This is a genomic window from Amycolatopsis sp. 505, assembly GCF_031625235.1.
Taxonomy (GTDB): domain Bacteria; phylum Actinomycetota; class Actinomycetes; order Mycobacteriales; family Pseudonocardiaceae; genus Amycolatopsis.
The window spans coordinates 345,892-371,266 of sequence record NZ_JACKQP010000007.1 but is presented as its reverse complement, the minus strand read 5'-3'; the positions used below and the strand labels follow the sequence as shown (position 1 = coordinate 371,266).

Sequence of the window (25,375 nt, the reverse complement as noted above, 5' to 3'; positions counted from 1 at the left end):
TGTCGCGACTCACGGTGACCAACCAGCGGGTAACCACCAAGGTCGGAAGGCAGTTCCCGGCACCCGCTCGACACGGTCGCGGACACCGCCAACGCGGGTGCGCGACCCGCGAGCACTGCCGATAACCTCGTGCGCGTCAGCCGCGCAGACGAAGAGTGGAGAGCACAGTGGGACGGTCGGTTCTGGTCACCGGGGGCAACCGGGGCATCGGTCTGGCGATCGCCCGGGACCTCGCCGAGCAGGGGCACCGGGTCGCCGTCACGCACCGTGGTTCGGGGGCGCCCGAGGGGCTCTTCGGGGTTCAGGCGGACGTCACCGACTCCGAGCAGGTCGACGCCGCCTTCAAGCTCGTCGAAGAACACCAGGGGCCGGTCGAGGTGCTCGTCTCCAACGCCGGGCTGACCGATGACACGCTGCTGATGCGGATGAGCGACGAGCAGTTCGAGCGCGTCGTGAACGCGAACCTCACCGGGGCCTTCCGGGTCGCCAAGCGCGCTTCGCGGGGCATGCTGCGCGGCAAGTGGGGCCGGTTCGTCTTCATCTCCTCCGTCGTCGGCCTCTCCGGCTCGGCCGGGCAGGCCAACTACGCCGCGTCGAAGTCCGGGCTGGTCGGCTTCGCGCGGTCGCTCGCCCGGGAGCTCGGCTCGCGCAACATCACCTCGAACGTCGTGGCGCCCGGGTTCGTGCACACCGACATGACCGACGAGCTGCCCGAGGCGCGCAAGAAGGAAATCCTCGCGCAGGTGCCCTCCGGCCGGTACGCCGAGCCGTCGGAGATCGCCGCCGCCGTGCGGTACCTGGCCTCCGAAGAAGCCGGCTACGTCAACGGGGCCGTGCTGCCCGTCGACGGCGGCCTCGGCCTCGGCCACTGACCGAAAACCGACCCGAACAAGACTTGGAGGACCCGTGCCCGGACTGCTCGAAGGCAAGCGCCTGCTGATCACCGGCATCATCACCGACGCCTCGCTCGCCTTCCACGCGGCCAAGATCGCGCAGCAGGAGGGCGCGAAGGTGGTGCTGACCGGCTTCGGCCGCATGTCGCTCGTCGAGCGCATCGCCAAGCGGCTGCCCGAAGAGGCGCCCGTGATCGAGCTCGACGTCACCAACCAGGAGCACCTCGACGGCCTCGCCGACAAGGTGCGCGAACACGTCGACGGCCTCGACGGCGTGCTGCACTCGATCGGCTTCGCCCCGCAGACCTGCCTCGGCGCGCCGTTCATGGACGCCCCGGCCGAGGACGTCAAGACCGCGATCGAGATCTCGACGTACTCGTACATGTCGCTGGCGAAGGCGTGCCTGCCGCTGCTCGGCCGGGGTGCGTCGTACGTCGGCATGGACTTCGATGCGCGCGTCGCGTGGCCCGTCTACAACTGGATGGGCGTCGCGAAGGCCGGGCTCGAGTCGGTCAACCGGTACCTGGCCAAGGAACTGGGCCCGCAGGGCATCCGGGTCAACCTGGTCAGCGCCGGCCCGATGAAGACGATGGCCGCCAAGTCCATCCCGGGCTTCGTCGACCTGGAGGACGGCTGGGGCGAGCGGGCGCCGCTCGGCTGGGACAGCACGGATCCGGACCCGGTGGCGAAGAGCGTCTGCGCGGTGCTCTCGGACTGGCTCCCGGCCACCACCGGCTCGATGATCATGGTCGACGGCGGGGTCCACTTCCTCGGCGTCTGACCCTCACACGGCCACGAGCTCACGGTCGTCGCCGCGCTGGACGACGGCGGCGACCGTGAGCGCGGCCAGCGTGGCGACACCGAGCGCGATCCCGGTCCACGCCACGCTCGGGAAACCCAGCCCCGCGTCGATCGCGACACCGCCCAGCCACGGCCCGGCGGTGTTGCCGACGTTGAACGCCGACGTCGTGCTCGCCCCGACGAGTGTCGGCGCGTCGCCGGCGGCCTGGAAGGCGCGCAGGTTCAGCGCCGGGTTGGCGCCGAACGCGGCGACGCCGAAGACGAGCACGGCCGCGACGGCCACGAGCGCGTCGGTGGTGAGGGCGAGCACGAGCAACGCGGCCAATGCGAGCGCGAGGCAGCCGTAGAGCGTCGCGAACGGCCGCCGGTCGGCCAGCCGGCCGCCCGCGCTGATCCCGATCAGCGCGCCGACGCCGAAGAGCGCGAGCACGCCCGGCACCCACTCGCCGGACAGGCCGTCGGTCTCGGTCAGCAACGGCGCCAGGTAGCTGAACGCGGCGAAGATCATGGCCTGGCACAGGGCGATCACGCCGAGCGCGAGCCAGACCCGGCCCCGCCGGTACAGCCGCAGCTCACCGCGCACGTCCAGCGGCCCGCCGGTCGTCTCCGGCACCAGCAGCGCGACCCCGGCGACCGCCACCAGCGTCACCACCGTCACCGCCCAGAACGCCGTCCGCCAGCCCGCGTGCTGGCCGAGGAACGTGCCGGCGGGCACCCCGGCGATGTTCGCCACGGTCAGCCCGCCGACCAGCACCGCCATCCCGCGCCCCCGCCGTTCCACGGGCACGAGCGCGATCGTCGTCGCCAGCGCGACGGCCCAGAACCCCGCGCAGGCGAGCGCCGCGACCACGCGGGTCGCGAACAGGAGCGCGTACCCCTCGGCGAGGGCGCCGACGACGTGCGCGACGGCGAACACGCCGAGCAGGGCCAGCAGCGTGCGGCGGCGGGGGAGCCGCAGCGTCCCGATCGCCAGCAGCGGCGCGCCGACGACCATGCCGATGGCGAACGCCGAAATCAGCAGCCCGGCGTCGGGGATGCTCACGTGCAGGTCGGCGGCCATGCCGGGGAGCAGGCCGGTGATCATGAACTCGGACGTGCCCAGCGCGAACACGCTGAGCCCGAGGACGAAGACGGCCAGGGGCATGGGTTCTCCTCCCGTTGTGTATTGATCAGTACAAAACTGAGCCGTGCACGGCCCCGGTCGGGCGGTCCTCAGCGCGTGATGGCGGAAAGGGCGATGTCGGCGACCGCGTGCATGCTTTCGCGGCTGGTGCCCCGGCGGGCCATCACCCGCAGGCCCGAGGTGGTGCTGAGCAGGAACTCCGCCACTTCGGCGGGGTCCAGGCCGTCCCGCAGGCTGCCGTCGAGCACGCCCTCGCGGACGCACTCGGTGAACATGGCGAGATTCCGGTCGGTGTCGGCCTGCAGAGCGGCGCCCACCTCGTCCTCGGGCAGGCCCAGCTCGGCCAGCGTGTTGACCACCAGGCAGCCCCGGCGGCGCTCTTCGAGGTCGTCTTCGACGGCGCTGTCGAGGACCGCGGCGATCCGCTCGGCCGCCGTGCCCGGGCCGTCGAGGAGCGCCTGCCGCCGGTCCAGCTGCGTGCTGGTGTAGTGCGTCAGCGAGCGCCGGAACAGGGCCCGCTTGCTGGTGAAAGTGTTGTAGACACTGCTCCGGCCGAGCCCGGTCGCCTCGCACAGGTCCTGGGTCGAGGTCGCTTCGTAGCCGCGTTCCCAGAAGGCGTGCATCGCCTTCTCGACGGCGGCGGTCTCGTCGAACTCCCGTGGCCTGGCCATGGGAAGACCGTAGCACAGTTTTGGACTGATCGATTCATAACGGGCCCGAGTCGGCGTGCGGGCGGCCACATCGGCAAGATGACGGGGGTGGGATACGACGCGTTGCTGTGGCTCTCGTTCGGCGGCCCGGAAGGGCCTGACGACGTCATGCCGTTCCTCGAGAACGTGACCAGGGGCCGGGGGGTGCCGCGCGAGCGGCTCCTGGAGGTCGCCGAGCACTACCAGCACTTCGGCGGGGTCTCGCCGATCAACAAGCTGAACCGCGACGCGATGGCCGCGGTCGAGAAGCAGCTCTCGGCGGCCGGCATGGACCTGCCGGTGCACTTCGGCAACCGCAACTGGCACCCGATGGTCGAGGACACCCTGGCCGCGCTGACCTCGGAAGGCGCGAAGAAGATCCTCGTGTTCCCCACGAGCGCGTACGGCGGCTACTCGGCGTGCCGCCAGTACGACGAGGACATCGAACGCGCCCGTGCGGCGGTCGGCGAGGGCGCCCCCGAACTGGTGAAGCTGCGCCAGTTCTTCGACCACCCGCTGTTCGTCTCGGCGGTCGCCGACGGCGTGCGCGCGGCCCACGCGTCGCTCGGGAACGAGCCGGGGATCCGCACGGTGTTCACGGCGCACTCGGTGCCGGAGAGCGCGGATCGCGCCTCGGGGCCGCCGTCGGAAGGCGGCCGCCGGTACTCGCGCCAGATCGCGGAGGCGGCTCGCCTGGTCGCGGCCGAGGCGGGCATCGCGGAGTACGACGTCGTCTGGCAGTCGCGGTCCGGGCCGCCGCAGGTGCCGTGGCTGGAGCCGGACATCGTCGACCACCTCGACGCGCTGCACGCCGCCGGGGTGCCGGGGGTGGTCGTCTCACCGATCGGGTTCGTGTCCGACCACCTCGAGGTGATCTGGGACCTGGACAACGAGGCGGCGGAGCGCGCGGCCGAGCACGGGATGAAGTTCGCCCGCGCGGCGACGGCAGGCGCGGATCCCCGCTTCGCGGAGCTGGTGGTGGAGCTGATCCGCGAGCACACGCACGGCGTGGAGCCGCGCAAGCTGTCGCCGTTCCCGTCGGCGGGCTGCACCGTCAACGGCGCGCCCTGCGCGATCGGCTGCTGCGAACCGGCGAAGCGCCCGGCCCGCTAGGTCCGGCGCCCCACGAGGTGGAAGGCGCGGCTGAGGCGGCGGTACGGATCCCGCCGGCCGGCCTCGAACTCGACGGCCGCGATCCGTTCGGCGTCGGCCGGGTCCGGGCCGGCGCCACTGAGGTCGAGCCAGTCGACGAACAGCCAGACCCCGTACCACGCAACGGGTTCCACCCCGCGGCTGCGGAGTGATCCACGGAGCTCGGCCACCGTGTCGGCGCGGGTCGGCAGGCCCAGCACCCCGATTTCGGTGCGGGCGCCGAACGCCTCCAGGGCGTCTTCCCAGCGTCCTTCCAAGGCCGGGCGCACGGCCGCGGCCTCGGCGTTGCCGGTCATGACCGAGACGAGCCCGCCGGGCGCGGCGCACCGGCACAGCTGGTCGAGCACGGGGTCCGGGTCGTCCAGGTAGCCGAGCACGCCGTGGCACAGGACGGCGTCGAAACGACGGCCGCCGACCGCCTCCGCGGCGTTCGCGGCGTCGGCTTGCACGAGCGTCACCCGGTCCGGCAGGCGCTGCCGGGCCTTGGCGAGCATCGCCGCCGACGAGTCGAGCAGCGTGACGTCGTGGCCCGCGCGGGCCAGCGGGAACGACTGGTGACCGGCGCCGCCGCCGACGTCCAGCACCGAAGCCGGCGGGGCGGGCAGGTGCTCCAGCAGCTGCCGGTGCATCACGGAGGTGCGGACGCGCCCCTTGGCCGTCGCGTAGGCGCCGTCGGCGAAATCGTCGGCGACCGCGGCCCACGTGTCGTCCGGCACCGCTCAGCCTTCGCGGGCCGTCTGCTCCGCGAACACCCGGACCGCTTCGTTGATCGCCGCGCAGCGGGCCGTCCGGACCGCGTCCGACAACGGCCGCAGCGCCTGAGCACGCAACGTCGACGCCGACGCCGACAGCGCGCCGCCCGGATCGTCCGAGGACGCGATCGCCAGGATCGCCGCGATCTCCTCCGCCCGCTGCAGCACCCGCAACGCGCGTCCGGGCGTGCCCGCCGGCCAGTCCACGTTCGGGCGGGAGCGCAGGTGGGCCGACAGCTCCGCGCGCACCCCCGGCCGGTCCGAAGCCACGTCCAGGGTCTGCAACGCCCCGGCGCTGGCGCGGATCGCGTCGGTCAGCCCGTGCTCGGCCTCGCCGAGCGGGACGTACTCCGGGGTCGTCGGCGACGGCAGCGCATAGACAGTCCAGCGCACCAGGCCCTCGGCGATCGGCTCCGGCACCAGGCCGAAGCCGAGGTCCGGCAGCACGAGTGCGTCACCCGCGCGCAACGCCGCTTCGGTGAACGGGCCGCCACCGCCCAGGCCGCGGACGTCGCCCGGGACCGGGAGGACCAGGTGGAGGGATTTCGCTCCTTGCGAACGCAGCGCCATCAGCAGCTGCACCGGCGTGGCCGCCCGGTTGAACGCCAGCGGGAGCGCGAACGCGTCGGCCGCGGCCGCGTCGGCGGCCACGACGTCATGGGCCTCACCCCACGCGAGCAGGGCATCGAGGACATCGTCGGACGCGGCGGCCCCGTTGAGCCACGCGCTCGACCAGACGGCGAAAGTCGCACTGGGACGGCACACGACGCCCTATTTTACCGGGCCGCCCGGTCCGCCGGGAGCGCGCCCACGCTGGAGCCGCTCCACATCGACGCACCGCCGATCCGGCAGTAGCGTCGAGGAGGTGAACGCTGTTCCAGACGCTCTTCCCCGCACCGCCGGGGCCCTGCGCGCGGCCGGGTACGAGCCGCGCCCGATCGCCCGAGAGATCCACGACAACCTGCTGACCGCCCTCAAGAACGGCGAGGACGCCTGGCCCGGCATCGTCGGCTTCTCGCGCACCGTGCTGCCGCAGCTCGAACGCGCGCTGCTGGCCGGCCACGACGTCGTCCTGCTCGGCGAACGCGGCCAGGGCAAGACCCGCCTGCTGCGCACCCTCGCCGGCCTGCTCGACGAGTGGACACCCGTCATCGAGGGCTCCGAGCTGGGCGAACACCCGCTGCAGCCGATCACGCCCGCGTCGATCCGGCGAGCCGCCGAGCTCGGCGACGACCTGCCGGTGGCCTGGCGCCACCGCTCCGAGCGCTACACCGAAAAACTGGCCACGCCGGACACTTCGGTCGGCGACCTGATCGGCGACGTCGACCCGGTGAAGGTCGCCGAAGGCCGCAGCCTCGGCGACCCCGAGACCATCCACTTCGGTCTCGTCCCGCGCGCCCACCGCGGCATCGTGGCCATCAACGAGCTGCCCGACCTCGCCGAGCGCATCCAGGTCGCGCTGCTGAACGTGATGGAGGAGCGCGACATCCAGGTCCGCGGCTACACGCTGCGGCTGCCCCTGGACGTCCTGCTCGTCGCGACCGCGAACCCCGAGGACTACACCAATCGCGGCCGGATCATCACCCCGCTGAAGGACCGCTTCGGCGCCGAGATCCGCACGCACTACCCCCTGGATGTGGCCTCGGAAGTGGCGGTCGTGCGGCAGGAGGCGAACCTCGTCGCCGAAGTCGGCGAGCCGCTCCTGGAAGTGCTCGCCCGGTTCGTCCGGAACCTCCGGGAATCCACGGTGATCGACCAGCGCTCCGGCGTCTCGGCGCGGTTCGCCGTCGCCGCGGCGGAAACCGTGGCGGCCGCGGCGCTGCGGCGTTCGGCGCTGACCGGGGAGGAGCCCGCGGTGGCGCGCCCGGTCGACCTCGACGCCGTCCCGTCGGTGCTGCGCGGCAAGATCGAGTTCGAGCCCGGCGAAGAGGGCCGCGAGATCGAGCACCTCGTGCACCTGCTGCGGATGGCGATCGCCGAGACCGCCCGCGACCGGTTCGCCGGTCTCGACCTGCGGCCCCTGGCGGACGCGGTCGGCGAAGGGCACCTGGTGTCCACCGGCGAGCGCGTGCCGGGCAAGGACGTCCTCGAAGCGCTGCCGGAACTGCCGGTCCTGCACGAGGTCGCCCAGCGTGCCGGGGTGGCCGCCGACGAGCCCGCCGGGCGGATCGCGGCCGCCGTCGAACTAGCCCTCGAATCGCTGTTCCTCTCGCGCAGGCTCGCGAAGGACTCCGACGACGCGACGACCGTCTACGGCCGATGACCGCGGTCCCGCTTCCCGACGGCTACTCCTACGGCCCGTGGCACGACGGGCCGGACCCCCTCGCGCCGCCGGCCGACCTGCGCGACGCGCTCGACGAGATCGGCCAGGACGTCATGGCCGGCGCGTCGCCGCGGGCCGCGCTGGAGGAGATGCTGCGGCGCGGCACGAACCGCACGGCGGGCCTCGACGAGCTGACCCGCCGGCTGTGGCAGCGCCGGTCGCAGATCCAGCGCCGCAACAACCTCGACGGCACCCTGCAGGAGGTCCAGCGCCTGTTGCAGGAGGCTCTCGACGCCGAGCGCCGAGAGCTGTTCCCGGACCCGGACGACGACGCCCGGTTCCGGGAGGCCCAGCTCGACGCGCTGCCGCCGGGGACGGCCGCCGCCGTCAACGAGCTGGCGAACTACGACTGGCGCTCGGAACAGGGCCGGGAGAACTACCAGAAGATCCGGGACCTGCTCGGCCAGGAGCTGATGGAGTCGCGGTTCCAGGGCATGAAGCAGGCGCTGCAGAACGCCGGGCCCGAGGACGTCGAGCGGATCAACGAGATGCTCTCCGACCTCAACGACCTGCTCGCCGCGCACGCCCAGGGCGCGGAGGACATCCAGCAGCGCTTCGACGACTTCATGGCCAAGCACGGCGAGTTCTTCCCGGAGAACCCGCGGAACGTCGAAGAGCTGATCGACGCGCTGGCCGAGCGGTCGGCGGCCGCCCAGCGGATGCTGAACTCGATGTCGGCGGAGCAGCGGGCGGAACTCGCGGAGCTGACCCAGCAGGCCTTCGGTGACCCCCGGCTGGCCCAGCAACTGTCCCGGTTGGACGGTCAGCTGCGCGCGGCCCGGCCGGGCGAGGACTGGACGGGCTCGGCGCGCTTCCGCGGCAACAACCCGCTGGGCATGGGCGAAGGCGCCCAGGCCATGCAGGACCTCGCCGAGCTGGACGCGCTGGCCGAGCAGCTCGGCCAGTCCTATCCGGGCGCGCGGCTGGAGGACATCGACCTGGAGGCTCTCGAGCGCCAGCTCGGCAAGGACGCCGGCGTCGACGCTCGCCGGCTGGCCGAACTGGAGCGCGAGCTGCGTCGCCAGGGCCTGTTCGAACGCGCCGCCGACGGCTCGCTGCGGTTGTCGCCGAAGGCGTTGCGGCGCCTCGGCGAGACGGTGCTGTCCGACATCGTGAACGCGTTGCGCGGCAAGACCGGCGAGCGCGAGACCGAGTCGGCGGGTGCGGCGGGCGAACCCACCGGCGCGTCGCGGCCGTGGCGGTTCGGGGACATGCAGCCCTGGGACGTGCCGCGCACCATCCGCAACGCCGTGCTGCGATCGGTGTCGGTGGGGGAGCGGCGGGTCCGGCTCGACGTCGAGGACGTCGAAGTGGTCGAGACCGAGCACCGGACGCGCGCGGCGGTGGCGCTGCTGGTCGACACGTCGTGGTCGATGGTGCAGGAGGGGCGCTGGCTGCCGATGAAGCGCACGGCGCTCGCGCTGCACCAGCTGATCAGCACCCGGTTCCGCAACGACGCGCTGCAGCTGATCACGTTCGGCCGCTACGCCCAGTCGATGGAGCTGCCGGAGCTGGTCGGCCTGGAGGGCGCGTGGGAGCAGGGCACGAACGCCCACCACGGGCTGTTGCTGGCGGGTCAGCACCTGCGGCGGCACCCGGACGCCCAGCCGGTGGTCCTGATGGTCACCGACGGCGAGCCGACGGCCCACCTGGAACCCGACGGCGAGGCGGTCTTCGACTACCCGCCCCAGCCCCGGACCCTCCACAAGACACTGTCCGAAGTGGATCGATTGGCCAAGCTGGGCGCGTCGATCTCGGTGTTCCGCCTGGGCGACGACCCGAGGCTGACGTCGTTCGTGGACCTGATCGCCCGCCGCTCGGGCGGCCGCGTGATCGCCCCGGACCTCGACGGCCTGGGCGCGGCGGTGGTCGGCGACTACCTGCGCACCCGGCGGTGACCGGCACGGGCGCTCACCCGGCTGGGTGAGCGCCCCGGCCGGCGCGCGGTCGCTGCGGCGGCCGCTCGCGCCCGGCGGAGATTTCGGCGAATGCGCGGACGCGGGTGAGATGCGCTGCCCTGCGGGTTGGGGCGGACGCTCGATCGGCTGAGGGAGCGCCCGCGCTGCCACGCAAGCCGGCGGTGCGGCGGGCTCGGTCGCTCGTGGCCGCGGCGGGTTCGCGGTGGTCGGCGAGGTGCGCTCGCCGCACCGGGCCCGCGCTGCCGGCGGGGCCGCAAAACTTGCCAGGGTGTGAAGGCCGCCTCCTAAGCTGGCCTGATGCAGTACTCGATCAGCCAGGTCGCGAAGGCGTCCGGCGTCTCGGCGCGGATGCTGCGCCACTACGACGCGATCGGCCTGCTGACCCCGGCTTCGGTCGCGCCGAACGGCTACCGCTGGTACGGCCGGTTCGAGCTGCTGCGCCTGCAGCGCATCCTGCTGCTGCGGCGGCTCGGGCTCGGGCTGGCCGAGATCGGGGCCGTGCTCGGCGAACACGTCGACGAGGCCACCGCCCTGCGCGGGCACCTGGCGCAGCTCGAAGAAGAGCGGCGCCGCCTCGATCGGGTCATCGGGACCGTCGAGGAGACGCTCGGGGACCTCGGCCGGGCGCGGATCGAGGATCCCGAACGGTTCTTCGCCGGGCTGCGGAAGGACGGTGCCGCCCTGCGGCGGCACTACCGGGAGACGTTCGGCGAGGGGGCCGCCGTGGCGTTCGACACGGCCCAAGCCGCCCAGGAGGGGCTCACCGCCGCCGACTACGAGCACGCCGCCGCCCGGAGTGCGGCTCTGTTCCGGCGGCTGGCCGCCGTCATGCGGTCCGGGGCGGCGCCGGACGACCCCGCCGCGCTCGACGCCGTCGCCGAGCACCACCGGTCGGTCAGCCACTTCTGGCAGCCGACCGCGGCGGCCTACGCGGCGATGGGCGGGCTCTACGTCACCGATCCGCGGCAGCGGACGCTGGCCGAGCGGGCCGATCCGGCGCTCCCGGCGTGGCTGGCGCGGGCGATCGAAGCCTACGCCCGCGTGAGGCTCGTCCCACCGCTCGGGAAGGCGTGACGCACCAGCCCTTACAGTCGAGGTATGCAGACTTGGTCATCGGTCGACGTGCCCCGCATCCCCGGCACCCCCCGCCCGCTGCGGCTCCACGACACGGCCACCGGGCAGATCCGCCCGACCGCGCCCGGCGCCACCGCCCGGATGTACGTCTGCGGCATCACGCCCTACGACGCGACGCATCTGGGGCACGCCGCGACGTACCTCGCCTTCGACCTGGTGAACCGCGTCTGGCGGGACAACGGGCACGACGTCCACTACGTGCAGAACGTGACGGACATCGACGAGCCGCTGCTGGAGCGGGCCGAACGCGACCAGGACGACTGGGTCGTGCTGGGCATGCGCGAGACGGCGCTGTTCCGCGAGGACATGGTCGCCCTGCGCGTACTGCCGCCGAAGCAGTTCGTCGGCGCCGTCGAGAGCATCCCGGAGATCGTCGAGGTCATCGCGAAACTGCTGGCCAACGGCGCCGCCTACCGCGCGGACGACCCGGAGTTCCCCGACGTCTACTTCGACCACACCGCGACCGGGAAGTTCGGCTACGAGTCGAACTACGACGAGCCGACCATGCGGAAGTTCTTCGCCGAGCGCGGCGGCGACCCCGACCGCGCCGGCAAGCGGCACCCGCTGGACGCGCTGCTGTGGCGCGTGGCCCGCGAAGGCGAGCCGTCCTGGGACTCCGAGCTCGGCGCCGGACGGCCCGGCTGGCACATCGAGTGCAGCGCGATCGCGGTCAACCGGCTGGGCCTGGGCTTCGACCTCCAGGGCGGTGGATCGGACCTGATCTTCCCGCACCACGAGTACAGCGCGGCGCACGCCGAGGCCGTCGCCAAGGACGGCCCGTTCGCCCGCCACTACGTGCACGCCGGGATGATCGGCCTCGACGGCGAGAAGATGTCGAAGTCGCGCGGGAACCTCGTGTTCGTCTCGCGGCTGCGCGCCGACCAGGTCGACCCGGGCGCGATCCGGCTCGCGCTGTTCGCCGGCCACTACCGCGAAGACCGCCCGTGGACCGACGCGCTCCTCGCCGAAGCCGAAACCCGGCTCGCGCGCTGGCGCGAAGCCGTCTCCCTGGCGACCGGACCGGCGGCGGAGGACACCGTCACGCGGCTGCGCGACCACCTGTCCGACGACCTCGACACGCCGAAGGCCCTGGCAGCGATCGACGCGTGGGCGAACGAGGCCCTGCGCCGCGACGGCACCGACCCGACGGCACCCGGCCTGATCCGCGACGCCGTCGACGCCCTCCTCGGCGTCACCCTCTGACGCAACCCGGGCCCGGCACTCCCGCGAGTGCCGGGCCCGGGTTGCGTGTATAACGCCCTACACCGGCCGGCCTCCGGCCAGTTCCAGGTGGTCGCCGGACCAGTCGCGCCGCAGCCACCGGTCGTGGGACGCGATGACGACCGCGCCCGGCGCCGTCTCCAGGGCCGCGAACAGCTCTTCCGCCAAGGTCAGCGAAATGTGGTTCGTCGGCTCGTCCAGCAGGAGGACGTCCGGCGGTTCGGCCAGCAGGATCGCCAGCGCCAGCCGCCGCCGCTGGCCGACCGACAGCGCCCCGACGGGCTGCCGCAGATCCCGTGACGCCAGCAAACCGAGCCGGCTCAACGGGGGAGCGTCCTCGCCGAGCGCGTCCCGGTACACCCGGGCCGCGGTCCGCTCCGGTGCGGCGAACACGACGTCCTGCTCCAGCAGCCCGACCCGGACACCGTGTCCGAAGTGGACCGTCCCGGCCGCCGGGGCGAGCCGGCCGGCCAGCACCGACAGCAGGGTCGACTTCCCGGCGCCGTTCCCGCCGGTGACGAGCAGCCGGGCCGAGCCGTCGACGTCCAGCCGCGGCAACGACAACCGTCCCGGGACTTCCAGCGACCGCACCGAAATCGCCGGGCCGTCGCCGGTCGCGCGGCCGGTGAGCTCGGCCCGGAACCGCAGCGGTGCCGGCGGTTTGCGGACCTGGTCGCGTTCCAGGTTCTCCAGCCGCTGCTCGGCGTCGCGCACCCGCCGCGAGATCGTCTTCTGGACGCGGGCGCCCTTGAAGTGGTGGATGAACTTGTCGTTGTCGCGCGGACCGCGGCCGTAGGCGACGTTCCGCGCGGTGACCGCGACGGTTTCCCGCAGCTCCTTCAGCTCCTCCTGCTCTTCGGCGTACCGCTGCTCCCACCGCGCGCGTTCGGCCTTCTTGTGGCCGAGGTAGTCGGTGTAGCTGCCGCCGTAGCGCACCGCGCCGCCGGCCTGCCGGTCGGCCGCGGCCGGGTCCAGGTCGACGATGTCGGTGCAGACGGCGTCGAGGAACACCCGGTCGTGCGAGGACAGCACCACGATCCCGGTCAGCTCGGTGAGGTGACGCTCCAGGAACGCCATCGCGCTGTCGTCGAGGTGGTTGGTCGGCTCGTCGAGCAGCAGCGTCTCCGGCTGCCGGATCAGCAGCGCGGCCAGGCCGAGCCGGGACCGCTGCCCGCCGGACAGCGTCCCGAGCCGCCGGTCCGGGGCGACGCCGCCGAGGCCGAGCCCGTCGCAGACGAGCTTGGCGCGGCGGTCGGCGTCCCAGAGGTCGTGGGCCTGGGCCCACTCCAGGACCCGGCCGTACTCCTCGAGCACGCCCGGGTCGTCGGGCCGGTCGGTCATGGCCGCGGTCAGCTCGTCGAGCCGGGCCGCGGCGGCGCGGATCTCGGCGAGCGCGTCGTCGAGCACGTCGGCAAAGGTCGCGTCCAGGGCGAAGGGGAGTTCCTGCAGCAGGAACCCGACGTCCGGGCCGCGGAGCACCTCGCCGGAGCGTGGTTCTTCGAGCCCGGCGAGCAGGCGAAGCAGGGTGGACTTGCCGGTGCCGTTCTCGCCGACCAGGCCGAGCCGCTGCCCGGCCGACGCGGTGAGGGAAACGCCGTCGAGGACGACGCGGGTGCCGTAGCCGAAGACGACGTCCTTGGCCTGCAACGGGAAAACGGGAGACATGTGCGATCACCGGGCCCTGGGGGAAGAAAAGCGGGATCCACGCCGGGCGTCGTGGCACGCGGGAGCGTCGGCTCGACCGGTGCCGCCTCAAGCGGGATGGGCGCGGTTCAGTTCCTCATAGTGGCACCAGGTTAACGCAACAACCGTAGAGTTAGTCAACGGGTTATGGCCTGGGTCACATCCGGCAGGTCCGCCGTCGACCGTTCGGCCGCCGCGGTGCCGTCGGTGAGGAATTCGAGCAGAGCGGTCAGCTGGCGGCGGTCGAAGCGGGCCAGGCGTTCGCCGACGAACCGGGCCATCGGTGCGTACAGCTCGGCGAGCTCGGCCATCCGGTCGGGCAGCGGCCGGACGACGAGCCGGCGGCGGTCCGCGGGATCGGGTGCGCGCTCGGCGAGCCGGTGCCGCTCCATCCGGTCGAGCAGCCGGGTGAACGCGCCCGTGCTCATCCCCAGCAGCCGGGCGAGCTCGGACGGTGAATCGCTGACGCCGCCGTGGAGCAGGTGCAGGCAGTGCAGCTCGGTCGGGGTGACGGCCATCCGCTCGGCGACCGCCGCGTGGAAGAGCGCGGTCGACCCGACGAACCGGGGGAGGGCGAGGGCGGCGGCGGTGGCGAGTTCGCGCTGGTCGGGCAACGTCCATCCAAGGCTCGGTGACGACGTAGTCACTGCTCGGTGCAGTCACTGCCCCGCGAACGATAGCCGGGCCGCTTGACAAACCAGCAGGCGGGACCAACTATGAAAGAGTACTTTCGAAATAGTTCTTTCAGATTGGACGACCGATGGCTGGGCTGCCACCGCGCAAGCGGATCGAGGACGTCGAGCTCCTGCGCGCGCTGGCGCACCCGCTGCGATCGGCGCTGCTGAACCACCTGACCGCGGTCGGCCCGCGCACCGCGAGCGAGTGCGCCGAGGCGGTCGGCTCGACGGCGTCCAACTGCAGCTGGCACCTGCGGCAGCTGGCGCAGTACGGCCTGGTCGAGCGGGCCGACGCCGAGGACGGCCGGGAGCGGCCGTGGCGCGCCCGGCAGGTCGGCCTGGAGCTGGGGGAGCCCGCCGACGACCCGGCGCACCGGGCCGCGCAGCTGGGCGTGGTCGGCGCGCAGCTGAGCCACGAGCAGGAGCTGACCCAGCGGTACCTGGACTCCTTCGACGACCTCGACCCGGCCTGGCGCGCCGCGACCGGGCTGGCCACCTACGCGCTGCGCGTCACGCCGGCGGAGCTGACCCGGCTGACCGAGGCGATCGACGCGCTGGTCCGGCCGTACGTCGGCGCCATCCGCACGGACGCCCCCGCCGACGCGCGCCCGGTGCACGTCGGCCTGCGGGCGTTCCCGCGCATCGAACACTCGGGGAAGGCGGAGGAATGAAGCAGCTGCTGGGGGTTCCGGCGTTCGCGCGGCTGTGGGTGGCCGCCTTCTTCGGCGAGACGGCCGAGTGGATGCTGCAGGTGGCGCTGCCCGTCTACGTCTTCCAGCGCACCGGCTCCGCCGCGACGACGGCGTTGAGCATCGTGCTCGGCCTGCTGCCCGCGGTGCTGCTGAGCCCGGTCGCCGGGGTCGTCGCCGACCGGTGGAACCGCCGCGCGGTGCTCTTCGGCGTCTGCGCCGGGCTCGCCGTGGTGGCGCTGCCGCTGCTGGCCGAGCCCGGCGTCACCGTGGTCTACGCGGTGATGGCCGCCCAGGCGGCGCTGGCGTCGGTGTTCGAACCCACGCGCAACGCGTTGGTGCCGGAACTGGTCGGCGTCGCGGAGGTGACCGCGGCCAACGGGCTGATGAGCGTGAACGGCAGTGTCGCCCGGCTGGCCGGCGGCTGGGCCGGGGGTGCCCTGCTGGGCTTCGGCGGGCTGACCGACGTCATCACCGGCTACCTGGCCGTCCTCGTGGTGGCCGCGGCCCTGCTGGCCAAGCCGTTCCGCCGGGTCGCCGTGCCGGCCCCGGTGGCGGCGCGGGAACCGGTGGTGCGCGCCTGGCTCGCCGGCCTGCGCGAGCTGACGCACAACCCGCGGCTGCGGCGCACCGGGCTCGCGCTGGTGTTCACGTCGCTGGCGCAGGGCATGTTCCTGGTGCTGTTCGTGGTCTACGTCCTCGATGTGCTCGGCGGCAGCGAAGCCGACGCGGGCCTGCTGCGGGGCGTGCAGGCGATCGGCGGGCTGGCCGCCGGGTTCGCCCTGGCCACCGTGGCGCGGCGCGTCGCACCGGCGGCGCTGCTGGGCTGGGGTTCTCTCGGGCTCGGGCTGGTGTCCGCGCTGATCTGGAACCTCTCGCTGGTCACGACGGCGCTGGGGCTGTACGTCGGGTTGTTCGTCGTGGTCGGGGCGCCGGGCGTGGCCGTCGGTGCCGGGGTGCTGTCGGAGATCCAGAGCGCGGTGGCACCCGAGCGCGCCGGCCGGGTGCTGAGCACGACGTTCGCCGCCGTGGCCGCCTGCACGACCGCCGGTGCGCTGCTGGCGGGCGCGCTCGTCGCGACGACCGGGCCCGCCGTCCTGCTGAACGCCCAGGCCGGCGTCTACGTCGTCGCCGGGCTGCTGATGCTGCTCCCGCGCCGGGGATGGACCCGGCAGCCGGCCTGCCGGGCGGCGGCGTCGGCGAGGTCGTAGAGCGCGGACGTGATGCCGCCGGCGCCCGGCGCGAAACGATCCGCAGGTTTCGCGCAACCACCCGGGCGGCGGTGGTTACGGTGGAGGGGTGCCGCACCTGTTCGCCACCAGCGACCTCCACGTGACCCACGAGGGCAACGGCCCCATCCTCGACTCCGTCGTCCCGGAAACCCCCGAAGACTGGCTGCTCGTCGCCGGCGACGTCGCCGAGCTGGCCGAGGCCACCATCGGGACGCTGAAGACGCTGCGCAGCCGGTTCGCCAAGGTCGTCTGGGTGCCGGGCAACCACGAGCTGTGGACGACGAAGAACGACGACTGCCAGCTGCGGGGCCAGGCCCGGTACGAGTACCTGGTGGAGCAGTGCCGCGAGATCGGCGTCCTGACGCCGGAAGACGAGTTCCCGGTCTGGACCCACGGCCCGCGGCCGCTGACGATCGCCCCGCTGTTCCTGCTCTACGACTACAGCTGGCGGACCCCGGAGGCCGAGGGCAAGTCCCTGGAGGAGGCCCTGCGCCAGGCCCGCGAGGCCGGCGTGGTCTGCACCGACGAGTACTTCCTGTACCCGGACCCGTACCCCAGCCGCCAGGCGTGGTGCGCGGACCGGCTGAAGATCAGCACCGAGCGCCTCGACGCGATCCCCGAGGACCACGGCACGATCCTGATGTCCCACTGGCCGCTGCACCGCCACCCGACCGCGCCGCTGTACTGGCCGGAGTTCGCGCTGTGGTGCGGCACGACGAAGACCGAGGACTGGCACGTCCGCTACCGCGCGGAGATCGCGGTGTACGGGCACCTGCACATCCCGCGCAGCACCGAGGCCGACGGCGTCCGGTTCGAAGAGGTCTCGCTGGGTTATCCGCGCGAGTGGCGCAAGCGGGCCCGGGGCGCGGTGCCGATGCGCCGCATCCTGTGGCCGTCATGATCCCTCGCGCCGCCGCTCCCTGAGGGCGCGCACCCGCCCGCGGCTGGCGCACGCCGGAGACGGGCACCACCGCCGCCGGCCGCCCGGGTCGGCGAACACCCCGCGGCAGTCCTGCTCGGGGCAGGCCCGCAGGTCGTGCCGCAGGGGGCCGGTGAGCCAGTCCATGGCCTGGTGGGCCAGCCGGGCCAAGGCGGCCGCGGCGGTCGGCGGGGCGCTCCGGTGCAGCCTCTCCAGCGCCGCCAGGTGCACCGGCTCCCGGGCAAGCGCCCGCGCCAGGGCCCGGACCTGCTCCGCGGTCGGCGCGAGGCCGTCGACCGCGCCCAGTGCCAGCGGCCGGAGTGTCTCGCGGAGTTCGCGGGCCCGGTCCAGGTCGGTGTCCGTGACCGGGGCGAGCGGGGTCAGCTCGGAAAGAGCGAGCCACTCGCGCAGCCGCGCGGGCGTCGGCAGCCGCTCGACCGGCTGCGCGCCGAAGTGACGGCCACGGGTCGCCAGCAGGTTGAGCCAGGGTGCGCCCATGTCGAGGCGGAAGTCTTCGGACACCTCGCCAGTGTAACGGCTGAGGCGTTACACTCGGCCTCGTGACTGGGGAACCCGAGGTCCGGACGGTGCTGGGCGACATCGACCCGGCCGAACTGGGCGTGACGAACTCGCACGACCACCTCTTCTTCGCCTCGAAGCTGCTGCCGGGCCAGGAGCTCGACGGCCGGGAGCCGGCGATGGAGCAGGTCCTCCACTTCAAGGCGGCGGGCGGCGCGGCCCTCGTCCAGTGGACGCCGCACGGGCTCGGCCGCCGGATGCCGGAGCTCGCCCGGATCTCGCGGGAGACGGGCGTCCATCTGGTGGGCGCCACCGGTCTGCACCGCGCCGAGCACTATGCGCCCGCCGCGCTGAGCCGGCTCGTCGACGACCTCGCCGGCGTCTTCGTCGAAGACCTGACCGGGACCGCCGCACCGCGCGCCGGGCTGATCAAGGTCGCCGGCGCCTTCCACACGATCGATGCGCACGCCCGGCTGACGATGACCGCCGCCGCGGTCGCCCACGAGGAGACCGGCGCGCCGATCGCCGTGCACCTCGAACTGGGCACGGCCGGCCTGGAGACGGTCGACCTGCTCTGCGGCAAGCTCGGTGTTTCACCCGGAAAGGTGATCCTCGGGCACCTGAACCGGAACCCGGACGCGCCGCTGCAGCGGGAAATCGCCGAGACCGGCGTGTTCCTCGGCTTCGACGGCCCGTCGCGGGCCAACCATGCCACCGACCAGCGGCTCTTCGACGGCCTCGAAGCGCTCGTCGAGGCCGGGCACGGCGGGCGGATCCTGCTGGGCGGCGACACCACGACGGCCGCGGCCCGGTTCCAGCCGGGCGCGGCCTACCTGCTCACCACGCTCGCGCCGCGGCTGGCCCGGCGGCTCGGCGGCGACGTCGTCACGGCCATGCTGGTGGCGAACCCCGCGCGGGCGTTCGCCACCAGCTGGCGCCGGTGACTCAGCGCAGGCCGAAGCCTTCCTGCCCGCCGCCACGGCCGCGGCGGCGCAGGTAGCGCTCGAACTCCGCGGCGATCTTGTCGCCGCTCACGTCCTGCTCCGCGACCTCGCTCTGGGCGTCGCCGCGCTCCTCGAGGCTGCGGACGTACTCGCTGATCTCCTCGTCCTCGTCGGCCATCTCGCTGACCGTGCGCTGCCACTCCTCGGACTGCTCGGGCAGCGCGCCCAGCGGGATCTCGACGTCGAGGATGTCCTCCAGCTTGTGCAGCAGCGCCAGGGTCGCCTTCGGCGACGGCGGGTGCGACACGTAGTGCGGCACCGCGGCCCAGATCGACACCGCCGGGATGCCCGCCTGCACGCAGTAGTCCTGCAGGATGCCGACGATGCCGGTCGGGCCCTGGTAGTTGTTCAGGTCGAGGCCGTAGAGCGAGGCCGTGTCCTTGTCGTAGGCCGTTCCGGTGACCGGGACGGGCCGGGTGTGCGCGGTGTCGGCGAGCAACGCCCCCAGCGTCACCACGGTCGCGACGTCGAGCTGCTGGATGTGCTCCAGCAGCTCCGCGCAGAACGCGCGCCAGCGCATGTTGGGCTCGGGGCCCTGGACGAGGACCACGTCGCGGTCGAAGCCGTCGGGGCGGCACACCGACAGCCGCGTCGTCGGCCAGTCCACCCGTCGAGTGACGCCGTCCACCATCCGGACGGTCGGGCGGCTGACCTGGAAGTCGTAGTAGTCGTCGGGCTCCAGTTCCGCCAGCGGGGTGGCGTCCCAGTTCAGCTGCAGGTGCTCGACCGCCCGGCTGGCCGCGTCACCCGCGTCGTTCCATCCTTCGAAGGCGACCACCATCAGCGGCCGGGTGGGTTCGGGGCGGCCGCCGGGCGGCCGCGGGGTCTCGTCGACGGGCTCACTCACCGGACCAGCCTACGACCACCGGCCTTACGCTGTTCAGCATGTCCGACCGCCTGTCGTCACCGTTCCTCGACGCCCTCCGCTCGCGTGTCCTGGTGGCCGACGGGGCGATGGGCACCGCCCTGCAGGCCCACGACCTCGGCCTGGACGACTTCGGCGGTCTCGAAGGGTGCAACGAGATCCTCAACGTCACCCGGCCGGACGTGGTCCGCTCGGTGCACCGCGGGTACCTCGAAGCGGGCGCCGACGCCGTCGAGACCAACACTTTCGGGGCCAATTTCGCCAACTTCGCCGAGTACGACATCACCGGCCGGATCTTCGAACTGGCCGAGGCCGGCGCCCGGCTGGCCCGCGAGACCGCCGACGAGTTCGCGACGCCCGGCCGCCCCCGGTTCGTGCTCGGCTCGGTCGGGCCCGGCACCAAGCTCCCGACGCTCGGCCACGCGCCCTTCGCCACGCTGCGTGACGCCTACCGCGAGGAGGTCCGCGGCCTGCTCGCCGGCGGTGTCGACGCGGTGATCGTCGAGACCACCCAGGACATCCTCCAGACGAAGGCGTCGGTCATCGGCGCCAAGCGGGCGATGGCCGCGGAGGGCCGGTCCGTGCCGATCCTCGTTTCGATCACCGTCGAAACGACCGGCACCATGCTGCTCGGCACCGAGGTCGGCGCGGCGCTCGCCGCGCTCGAACCGCTCGGCATCGACGTCATCGGGCTCAACTGCGCCACCGGGCCGGCCGAGATGAGCGAGCACCTGCGGCAGCTCGCCAAGCACGCCCGGGTGCCGCTGTCGGTCATGCCGAACGCCGGCCTGCCCGAGCTGGGCCCGGACGGCGCGGTCTACCCGCTCGGCCCGGAAGCCCTGGTCGAGGCGCTGACCGGGTTCGTCCGCGAATTCGGCGCCGGCCTGGTCGGCGGCTGCTGCGGCACCACCGACGAACACATCCGGCAGCTCGCCGCGGCCGTCGCGGACACGGCACCGGTGCCCCGGCGGCCACGGCCCGAACCCGGCGTGTCGTCGCTCTACCAGGCCGTGCCGTTCAAGCAGGACGCCAGTGTCCTGATGATCGGCGAGCGGACCAACGCCAACGGCTCGAAAGCCTTCCGCACCGCGATGCTCGACGGCCGCTGGGAGGACTGCGTCGAGATCGCCCGCGAACAGACTCGCGACGGCGCCCACCTCCTCGACCTGTGCGTCGACTACGTCGGCCGCGACGGCACCGCGGACATGGCCGAGCTCGCCGGGCGCCTGGCCACCGCGTCCACGCTGCCGATCATGCTCGACTCCACCGAGGTCGCCGTGCTGCGCGCGGGCCTCGAACGCCTCGGCGGCCGGTGTGCGGTCAACTCCGTCAACTACGAGGACGGCGACGGCCCCGAGTCCCGGTTCACCCAGGTCATGGACCTGGTCAGCGAGTACGGCGCCGCGGTCGTCGCGCTCACCATCGACGAAGAAGGCCAGGCCCGGACCGCGCGGAAGAAGGCCGACATCGCCACCCGGCTGATCGGGGACATCACCGGCAAGTGGGGCCTGCGCACCTCCGACGTCATCATCGACGCCCTCACCTTCACCATCGCCACCGGCCAGGAGGAGTCCCGCCGCGACGGCATCGAAACGATCGAAGCCATCCGCGAGATCAAACGCCGCCACCCCGAGGTCCAGACCACGCTCGGGCTGTCGAACATCTCCTTCGGCCTCAACCCGGCCGCGCGGCAGGTGCTCAACTCGGTGTTCCTGCACGAATGCGTCCAGGCCGGCCTCGACACCGCGATCGTGCACGCCTCGAAGATCCTGCCGATGGCCCGCATCCCGGACGACCAGCGCGCGGTCGCCCTCGACCTCGTCTACGACCGCCGCCGTCCGGGGTACGACCCGCTGCAGGAGCTGATGGCCCTGTTCGAGGGCGTCAGCGCGGCGTCGTCGAAGGCGTCACGCGCCGAGGAGCTGGCCGCGTTGCCGCTGTTCGAACGCCTCGAACGCCGGATCGTCGACGGTGAACGCAACGGCCTCACCGACGACCTCGACGCGGCCCTGGAGCAGCGGCCGGCCCTGCAGATCATCAACGACACGCTGCTGTCCGGGATGAAGACCGTCGGCGAGCTGTTCGGCTCCGGGCAGATGCAGCTGCCGTTCGTGCTCCAGTCCGCCGAGGTGATGAAGGCCGCCGTCGCCCACCTCGAGCCGCACATGGAGTCCGGCGACGACTCCGGCAAGGGCCGGATCGTGCTGGCCACCGTGCGCGGCGACGTCCACGACATCGGCAAGAACCTCGTCGACATCATCCTGTCCAACAACGGCTACGAGGTCGTCAACCTCGGCATCAAGCAGCCCATCACGACCATCCTCGACGCGGCCGCCGAGCACGGCGCGGACGCGATCGGGATGTCCGGGCTGCTGGTGAAGTCCACGGTGATCATGAAGGAGAACCTCCAGGAGATGAACTCCCGGGGCGTCTCCGCGCGCTGGCCGGTGCTGCTCGGCGGCGCCGCGCTCACCCGGTCCTATGTGGAGAACGACCTGACGGAGCTCTACCTCGGCGACGTCCGGTACGCGCGGGACGCGTTCGAAGGCCTGCGGCTGATGGACGCGATCATGGCCGCCAAGCGCGGGGAGTCGCCGCTGGTGGACGCCGACGCGGAGAAAAAGCGTCAGGAGCGCAAGGAACGCCGCGAACGCTCGCTGCGGATCGCCGAGGCGCGCAAAGCCCGCAAGGCCGAGGAAGAAGCCCTCGAAGGGCCGCCGCCCGCGCGCTCGGCCGTCGCCACCGATGTCCCGCTGCCGAGCCCGCCGTTCTGGGGTTCGCGGGTGGTCAAGGGCGTCGCGCTCGCCGACTACGCCGCGATGCTCGACGAGCGCGCGACCTTCATGGGCCAATGGGGGCTCAAGGGCGCCCGCGGCGGTGCCGGGCCGACCTACGACGAACTCGTCGAGTCCGAGGGCCGGCCGCGGCTGCGGTACTGGCTCGACCGGCTGACCGCCGACGGCGTCCTCGCCCACGCGGCCGTCGTCTACGGCTACTTCCCGTGCGTCGCCGAGGGCGACGACCTCGTCGTGCTCACCGAGCCGTCGCTCGACGCGCCGGAGCGGGTCCGGTTCACCTTCCCGCGGCAGCGGCGCGACCGGCGGCTCTGCCTGGCCGACTTCTACCGGCCGCGGGACTCGGGCGAAGTCGACGTCGTGCCGCTCACGATCGTCACCATGGGCCAGCCGATCGCGGACTACGCGAACGAGCTGTTCGCGGCCGACGCCTACCGCGACTACCTCGAGGTCCACGGCCTCGGCGTCCAGCTCACCGAAGCGCTGGCCGAGTACTGGCACTGCCGCATCCGCGGTGAGCTGACCTTTCCCGGCGGTGTGGCGGTCGCCTCAGAGGACCCCGACGACGTCGAGGACTTCTTCAAGCTCGGCTACCGTGGGGCGAGGTTCTCCCTGGGCTATGGCGCCTGTCCCGACCTCGAAGACCGGGCGAAGATCGTCGCCCTCCTCGAACCGGGCCGGATCGGCGTGAAGCTGTCCGAGGAGTACCAGCTGCACCCCGAGCAGTCGACCGACGCGATCGTCTGCCACCACCCCGAAGCGAAGTACTTCAACACCTGATCCGGAGGGAATCCACTGTGGACGGTCTCGACGCCGTGTTGTGGGACATGGACGGCACGCTCGTCGATTCCGAGAAGCTGTGGGACGTCGCCCTCTACGAGACAGCGGAGTTCCTCGGCGGCAAGCTTTCCGAAGAGCAGCGGATGACGCTCGTCGGGTCCAACATGGACGACACCTCGGCCTACCTCCTCGAGGTGGTCGGCCTTCCGGTCACGCCGGAAGCGATCGCGTCGACGGGGGCGGAGATCCGCCGCCGCACGGCCGGGCTCTTCGACGACGAGCTGCCGTGGCGCCCCGGCGCCCGCGAAGCCCTGACGGCGGTGCGCGAGGCGGGCCTGCGCTCGGCGCTGGTCACCTCGACCGAGCGCGAACTGACCGAACTCGCGCTGAACACGATCGGCCGGGACTTCTTCGACGTCACCGTGTGCGGCGACGAAGTCGAAGGCCTGAACAAGCCGCACCCGCGCCCGTACCTCAAGGCGGCCGAGCTGCTCGGCGTTTCGCCGGAGCGCTGCGTCGCGGTGGAGGACTCGCCGCCGGGCACGGCTTCGGCGGTCGCGGCGGGCTGCACGGTACTGGTCGTCCCCAACGACGTCGAGGTCGAGACGGGGGAGCGGCGGGTGTTCCGCGACTCCCTGACCGGCATCGACGTGGCGGCGCTGGCGGCCCTGCTCGGCTGACCACGACCATGTCGCTTTTCCGCTAGCCCGGGCCGCCGGAGTCCGCGATGCTGGCGTGGTGCATGAGGACTTCGAACGGTGCGTGCGGGCCGTGCAGGCGAAGGACGCCCGGTTCGACGGGTGGTTCTACTGCGCGGTCCTGACCACCCGGATCTACTGCCGGCCCAGCTGCCCGGTCGTACCGCCCAAGCGGCAGAACATGAGCTTCTACCCGAGCGCCGCGGCCGCGCAGCAGGCCGGGTTCCGGGCGTGCAAACGCTGCCGCCCCGACGCCAGCCCGGGTTCGCCGCTGTGGAACGAACGCGCCGACCTCGTCGCGCGGGCGATGCGGCTGATCGCCGACGGCATCGTCGACACCGAAGGCGTCCGCGGCCTCGCCGCCCGCCTCGGCTACAGCGTCCGGCAGGTCGAACGCCAGGTGTTCGCCGAACTCGGCGCCGGACCCCTGGCGCTGGCCCGGGCCCAGCGCGCGCAGACCGCGCGGACGCTGATCGAGACGACCACGCTGCCGATGACCGAGCTGGCCCTGGCCGCCGGGTTCGGCAGCATCCGGACGTTCAACGACACCGTCCGCGAGGTGTTCGCGCTCTCGCCGACCGAACTGCGGCAGCGCGCGAAGGGCCGGCCCACCGCGGCCCCCGGCGCGCTCGTCCTGCGGCTGCCGTACCGGAAGCCGCTGTGCCCGGACAACCTCTTCGGGCACCTGGTCGCCACCGGCGTGCCGGGCGTGGAGGAGTGGCGGGACGGCGCCTACCGCCGGACGCTGCGGCTGCCGCACGGCCACGGCGTCGTCGCGCTGCGGCCCGAGGACGGGCACATCGCGTGCCGGCTCAGCCTGGCCGACCTCCGGGACCTGCCCGCCGCGACCAGCCGGTGCCGGCGGCTGCTGGACCTCGACGCCGACCCGGTCGCCGTCGACGAGCAGCTCGCCACCGACCCGCTGCTCGCCCCGCTGGTCGCGGCCGCGCCCGGCCGCCGGGTCCCGCGGGCCGTCGACGGCGCCGAGTTCGCCGTGCGGGCGGTGCTCGGCCAGCAGGTCTCGACGGCGGCGGCCCGCACCCACGCGGCCCGGCTCGTCGTCGCGCACGGCGAACCGGTCGACGACCCCGAAGGCGGCCTGACGCACCTGTTCCCGTCCCCGGCGGCGCTGGCTTCGCTGGACCCCGAGACCCTGGCCATGCCTCGCAGTCGCCGTCGCACGCTGCTCGGGCTGGTCGAGGCGTTGACGGACGGGCTGGACCTCAGCGCGGGCAGCGACTGGGAGGCGGCACGGGCCGCGTTGAGCGTGTTGCCCGGCTTCGGGCCGTGGACGGTCGAGACCATCGCGATGCGCGCGCTCGGCGACCCGGACGCGTTCCTCCCCACCGACCTCGGCATCAAGTACGCGGCGGAGACCCTCGGCCTCGGCGGCCAGGCGGCCGTCGTCGTCCGGTCCGCGGCGTGGCGGCCCTGGCGCGCCTACGCCACCCAGCACCTGTGGGCCACCGGTGACCACGCGATCAACCGGATGCCCGCGGCATGAAAC

Annotated in this window: 22 protein-coding genes; 14 read left to right on the top strand and 8 right to left on the bottom strand. The window is 73.0% G+C overall.

Translation table 11 applies throughout. The features are described from left to right. The first annotated feature begins 167 nt into the window (after positions 1–167). Positions 168–872, top strand: a complete 705-nt coding sequence (locus H5965_RS26655) for a beta-ketoacyl-ACP reductase (RefSeq protein WP_310972979.1) — start codon at positions 168–170, stop codon at positions 870–872. A gap of 34 nt (positions 873–906) precedes the next feature. After that, positions 907–1,674, top strand: coding sequence for an enoyl-ACP reductase FabI (fabI, locus tag H5965_RS26650; protein ID WP_004562814.1), 768 nt, complete (start codon positions 907–909; stop codon positions 1,672–1,674). 3 nt (positions 1,675–1,677) lie between these two features. On the opposite strand, the gene H5965_RS26645 is transcribed toward fabI, so the two are convergent. Then, on the bottom strand, positions 1,678–2,838 hold the full coding sequence (locus H5965_RS26645) for a Cmx/CmrA family chloramphenicol efflux MFS transporter (RefSeq protein WP_310972978.1): 1,161 nt from the start codon (positions 2,836–2,838) through the stop codon (positions 1,678–1,680). A gap of 68 nt (positions 2,839–2,906) precedes the next feature. Further along, positions 2,907–3,488: a TetR/AcrR family transcriptional regulator gene (locus H5965_RS26640; RefSeq protein ID WP_310972977.1), complete on the bottom strand. Its 582-nt coding sequence runs from the start codon at positions 3,486–3,488 to the stop codon at positions 2,907–2,909. Positions 3,489–3,575: 87 nt separating this feature from the next. Here H5965_RS26640 and H5965_RS26635 point away from each other — a divergent pair, with 87 nt between their 5' ends. Beyond that, positions 3,576–4,619 carry a ferrochelatase gene (locus tag H5965_RS26635; protein ID WP_310973227.1) on the top strand — a complete coding sequence of 348 codons (1,044 nt, stop codon included), beginning with the start codon at positions 3,576–3,578 and terminating at the stop codon, positions 4,617–4,619. Here the strand turns inward: H5965_RS26635 and H5965_RS26630 are convergent. Together H5965_RS26630 and H5965_RS26625 are read right to left on the bottom strand one after the other, a co-directional pair. Next, complete coding sequence (locus H5965_RS26630; protein WP_310972976.1) at positions 4,616–5,374, bottom strand: methyltransferase domain-containing protein; 759 nt, start codon at positions 5,372–5,374, stop codon at positions 4,616–4,618. The genes H5965_RS26635 and H5965_RS26630 overlap by 4 nt on opposite strands. Before the next feature lie 3 nt (positions 5,375–5,377). Then, positions 5,378–6,175: a hypothetical protein gene (locus tag H5965_RS26625; protein ID WP_310972975.1), complete on the bottom strand. Its 798-nt coding sequence runs from the start codon at positions 6,173–6,175 to the stop codon at positions 5,378–5,380. Positions 6,176–6,275: 100 nt separating this feature from the next. On the opposite strand from H5965_RS26625, the gene H5965_RS26620 reads away from it, so the two are divergent. The 4 genes from H5965_RS26620 to mshC all read left to right on the top strand — a co-directional run bounded on the left by H5965_RS26620 (position 6,276) and on the right by mshC (position 11,989). Next, positions 6,276–7,673 (top strand): ATP-binding protein, encoded by a 1,398-nt coding sequence (locus tag H5965_RS26620; RefSeq protein ID WP_310972974.1) that lies wholly within the window; start codon positions 6,276–6,278, stop codon positions 7,671–7,673. After that, positions 7,670–9,631 carry a VWA domain-containing protein gene (locus H5965_RS26615; RefSeq protein WP_310972973.1) on the top strand — a complete coding sequence of 654 codons (1,962 nt, stop codon included), beginning with the start codon at positions 7,670–7,672 and terminating at the stop codon, positions 9,629–9,631. Before H5965_RS26620 ends, H5965_RS26615 begins: the two co-directional genes overlap by 4 nt. Before the next feature lie 318 nt (positions 9,632–9,949). Beyond that, positions 9,950–10,726, top strand: coding sequence for a MerR family transcriptional regulator (locus H5965_RS26610; protein WP_310972972.1), 777 nt, complete (start codon positions 9,950–9,952; stop codon positions 10,724–10,726). Positions 10,727–10,750: 24 nt separating this feature from the next. Further along, positions 10,751–11,989, top strand: a complete 1,239-nt coding sequence (gene mshC / locus H5965_RS26605; RefSeq protein ID WP_310972971.1) for a cysteine--1-D-myo-inosityl 2-amino-2-deoxy-alpha-D-glucopyranoside ligase — start codon at positions 10,751–10,753, stop codon at positions 11,987–11,989. Between the two features lie 57 nt (positions 11,990–12,046). Here the strand turns inward: mshC and H5965_RS26600 are convergent, their stop codons facing one another. Then, a complete protein-coding gene (locus H5965_RS26600) occupies positions 12,047–13,672 on the bottom strand; it encodes an ABC-F family ATP-binding cassette domain-containing protein (RefSeq protein WP_310972970.1) in 1,626 nt (541 codons plus the stop codon). A gap of 155 nt (positions 13,673–13,827) precedes the next feature. Continuing rightward, on the bottom strand, positions 13,828–14,304 hold the full coding sequence (locus H5965_RS26595; protein ID WP_310972969.1) for a MarR family transcriptional regulator: 477 nt from the start codon (positions 14,302–14,304) through the stop codon (positions 13,828–13,830). 146 nt (positions 14,305–14,450) lie between these two features. Between H5965_RS26595 and H5965_RS26590 the strand changes: the two genes are divergently transcribed. From H5965_RS26590 to H5965_RS26580, 3 genes are all read left to right on the top strand, one after another. After that, on the top strand, positions 14,451–15,038 hold the full coding sequence (locus tag H5965_RS26590) for a helix-turn-helix domain-containing protein (RefSeq protein WP_310972968.1): 588 nt from the start codon (positions 14,451–14,453) through the stop codon (positions 15,036–15,038). Beyond that, a complete protein-coding gene (locus H5965_RS26585; RefSeq protein WP_310972967.1) occupies positions 15,035–16,267 on the top strand; it encodes an MFS transporter in 1,233 nt (410 codons plus the stop codon). Before H5965_RS26590 ends, H5965_RS26585 begins: the two co-directional genes overlap by 4 nt. 88 nt (positions 16,268–16,355) lie before the next feature. Continuing rightward, entirely contained in the window at positions 16,356–17,189 is an 834-nt protein-coding gene (locus H5965_RS26580) for a metallophosphoesterase (RefSeq protein ID WP_310972966.1), read from the top strand. On the opposite strand, the gene H5965_RS26575 is transcribed toward H5965_RS26580, so the two are convergent. Continuing rightward, the gene (locus H5965_RS26575) at positions 17,184–17,729 is read right to left on the bottom strand and encodes a CGNR zinc finger domain-containing protein (protein ID WP_310972965.1); all 546 of its coding nucleotides are present in this window, start codon (positions 17,727–17,729) and stop codon (positions 17,184–17,186) included. The genes H5965_RS26580 and H5965_RS26575 overlap by 6 nt on opposite strands. 38 nt (positions 17,730–17,767) lie before the next feature. Here H5965_RS26575 and H5965_RS26570 point away from each other — a divergent pair, with 38 nt between their 5' ends. Beyond that, positions 17,768–18,670: a phosphotriesterase gene (locus H5965_RS26570; protein ID WP_310972964.1), complete on the top strand. Its 903-nt coding sequence runs from the start codon at positions 17,768–17,770 to the stop codon at positions 18,668–18,670. A 1-nt stretch (position 18,671) separates the two neighbouring features. Here the strand turns inward: H5965_RS26570 and H5965_RS26565 are convergent, their stop codons facing one another. Then, on the bottom strand, positions 18,672–19,577 hold the full coding sequence (locus H5965_RS26565) for a PAC2 family protein (RefSeq protein ID WP_086839241.1): 906 nt from the start codon (positions 19,575–19,577) through the stop codon (positions 18,672–18,674). Between the two features lie 38 nt (positions 19,578–19,615). Between H5965_RS26565 and metH the strand changes: the two genes are divergently transcribed. Genes metH through H5965_RS26550 form a run of 3 tightly spaced genes read left to right on the top strand, consistent with a single transcriptional unit; the run spans position 19,616 to position 25,372 of the window. Continuing rightward, positions 19,616–23,170: a methionine synthase gene (gene metH, locus H5965_RS26560; RefSeq protein ID WP_310972963.1), complete on the top strand. Its 3,555-nt coding sequence runs from the start codon at positions 19,616–19,618 to the stop codon at positions 23,168–23,170. Positions 23,171–23,217: 47 nt separating this feature from the next. Further along, positions 23,218–23,850 (top strand): HAD family hydrolase, encoded by a 633-nt coding sequence (locus H5965_RS26555; RefSeq protein ID WP_396136953.1) that lies wholly within the window; start codon positions 23,218–23,220, stop codon positions 23,848–23,850. A gap of 58 nt (positions 23,851–23,908) precedes the next feature. Then, on the top strand, positions 23,909–25,372 hold the full coding sequence (locus tag H5965_RS26550) for an AlkA N-terminal domain-containing protein (protein ID WP_310972961.1): 1,464 nt from the start codon (positions 23,909–23,911) through the stop codon (positions 25,370–25,372). The last annotated feature ends 3 nt before the right edge of the window (positions 25,373–25,375 follow it).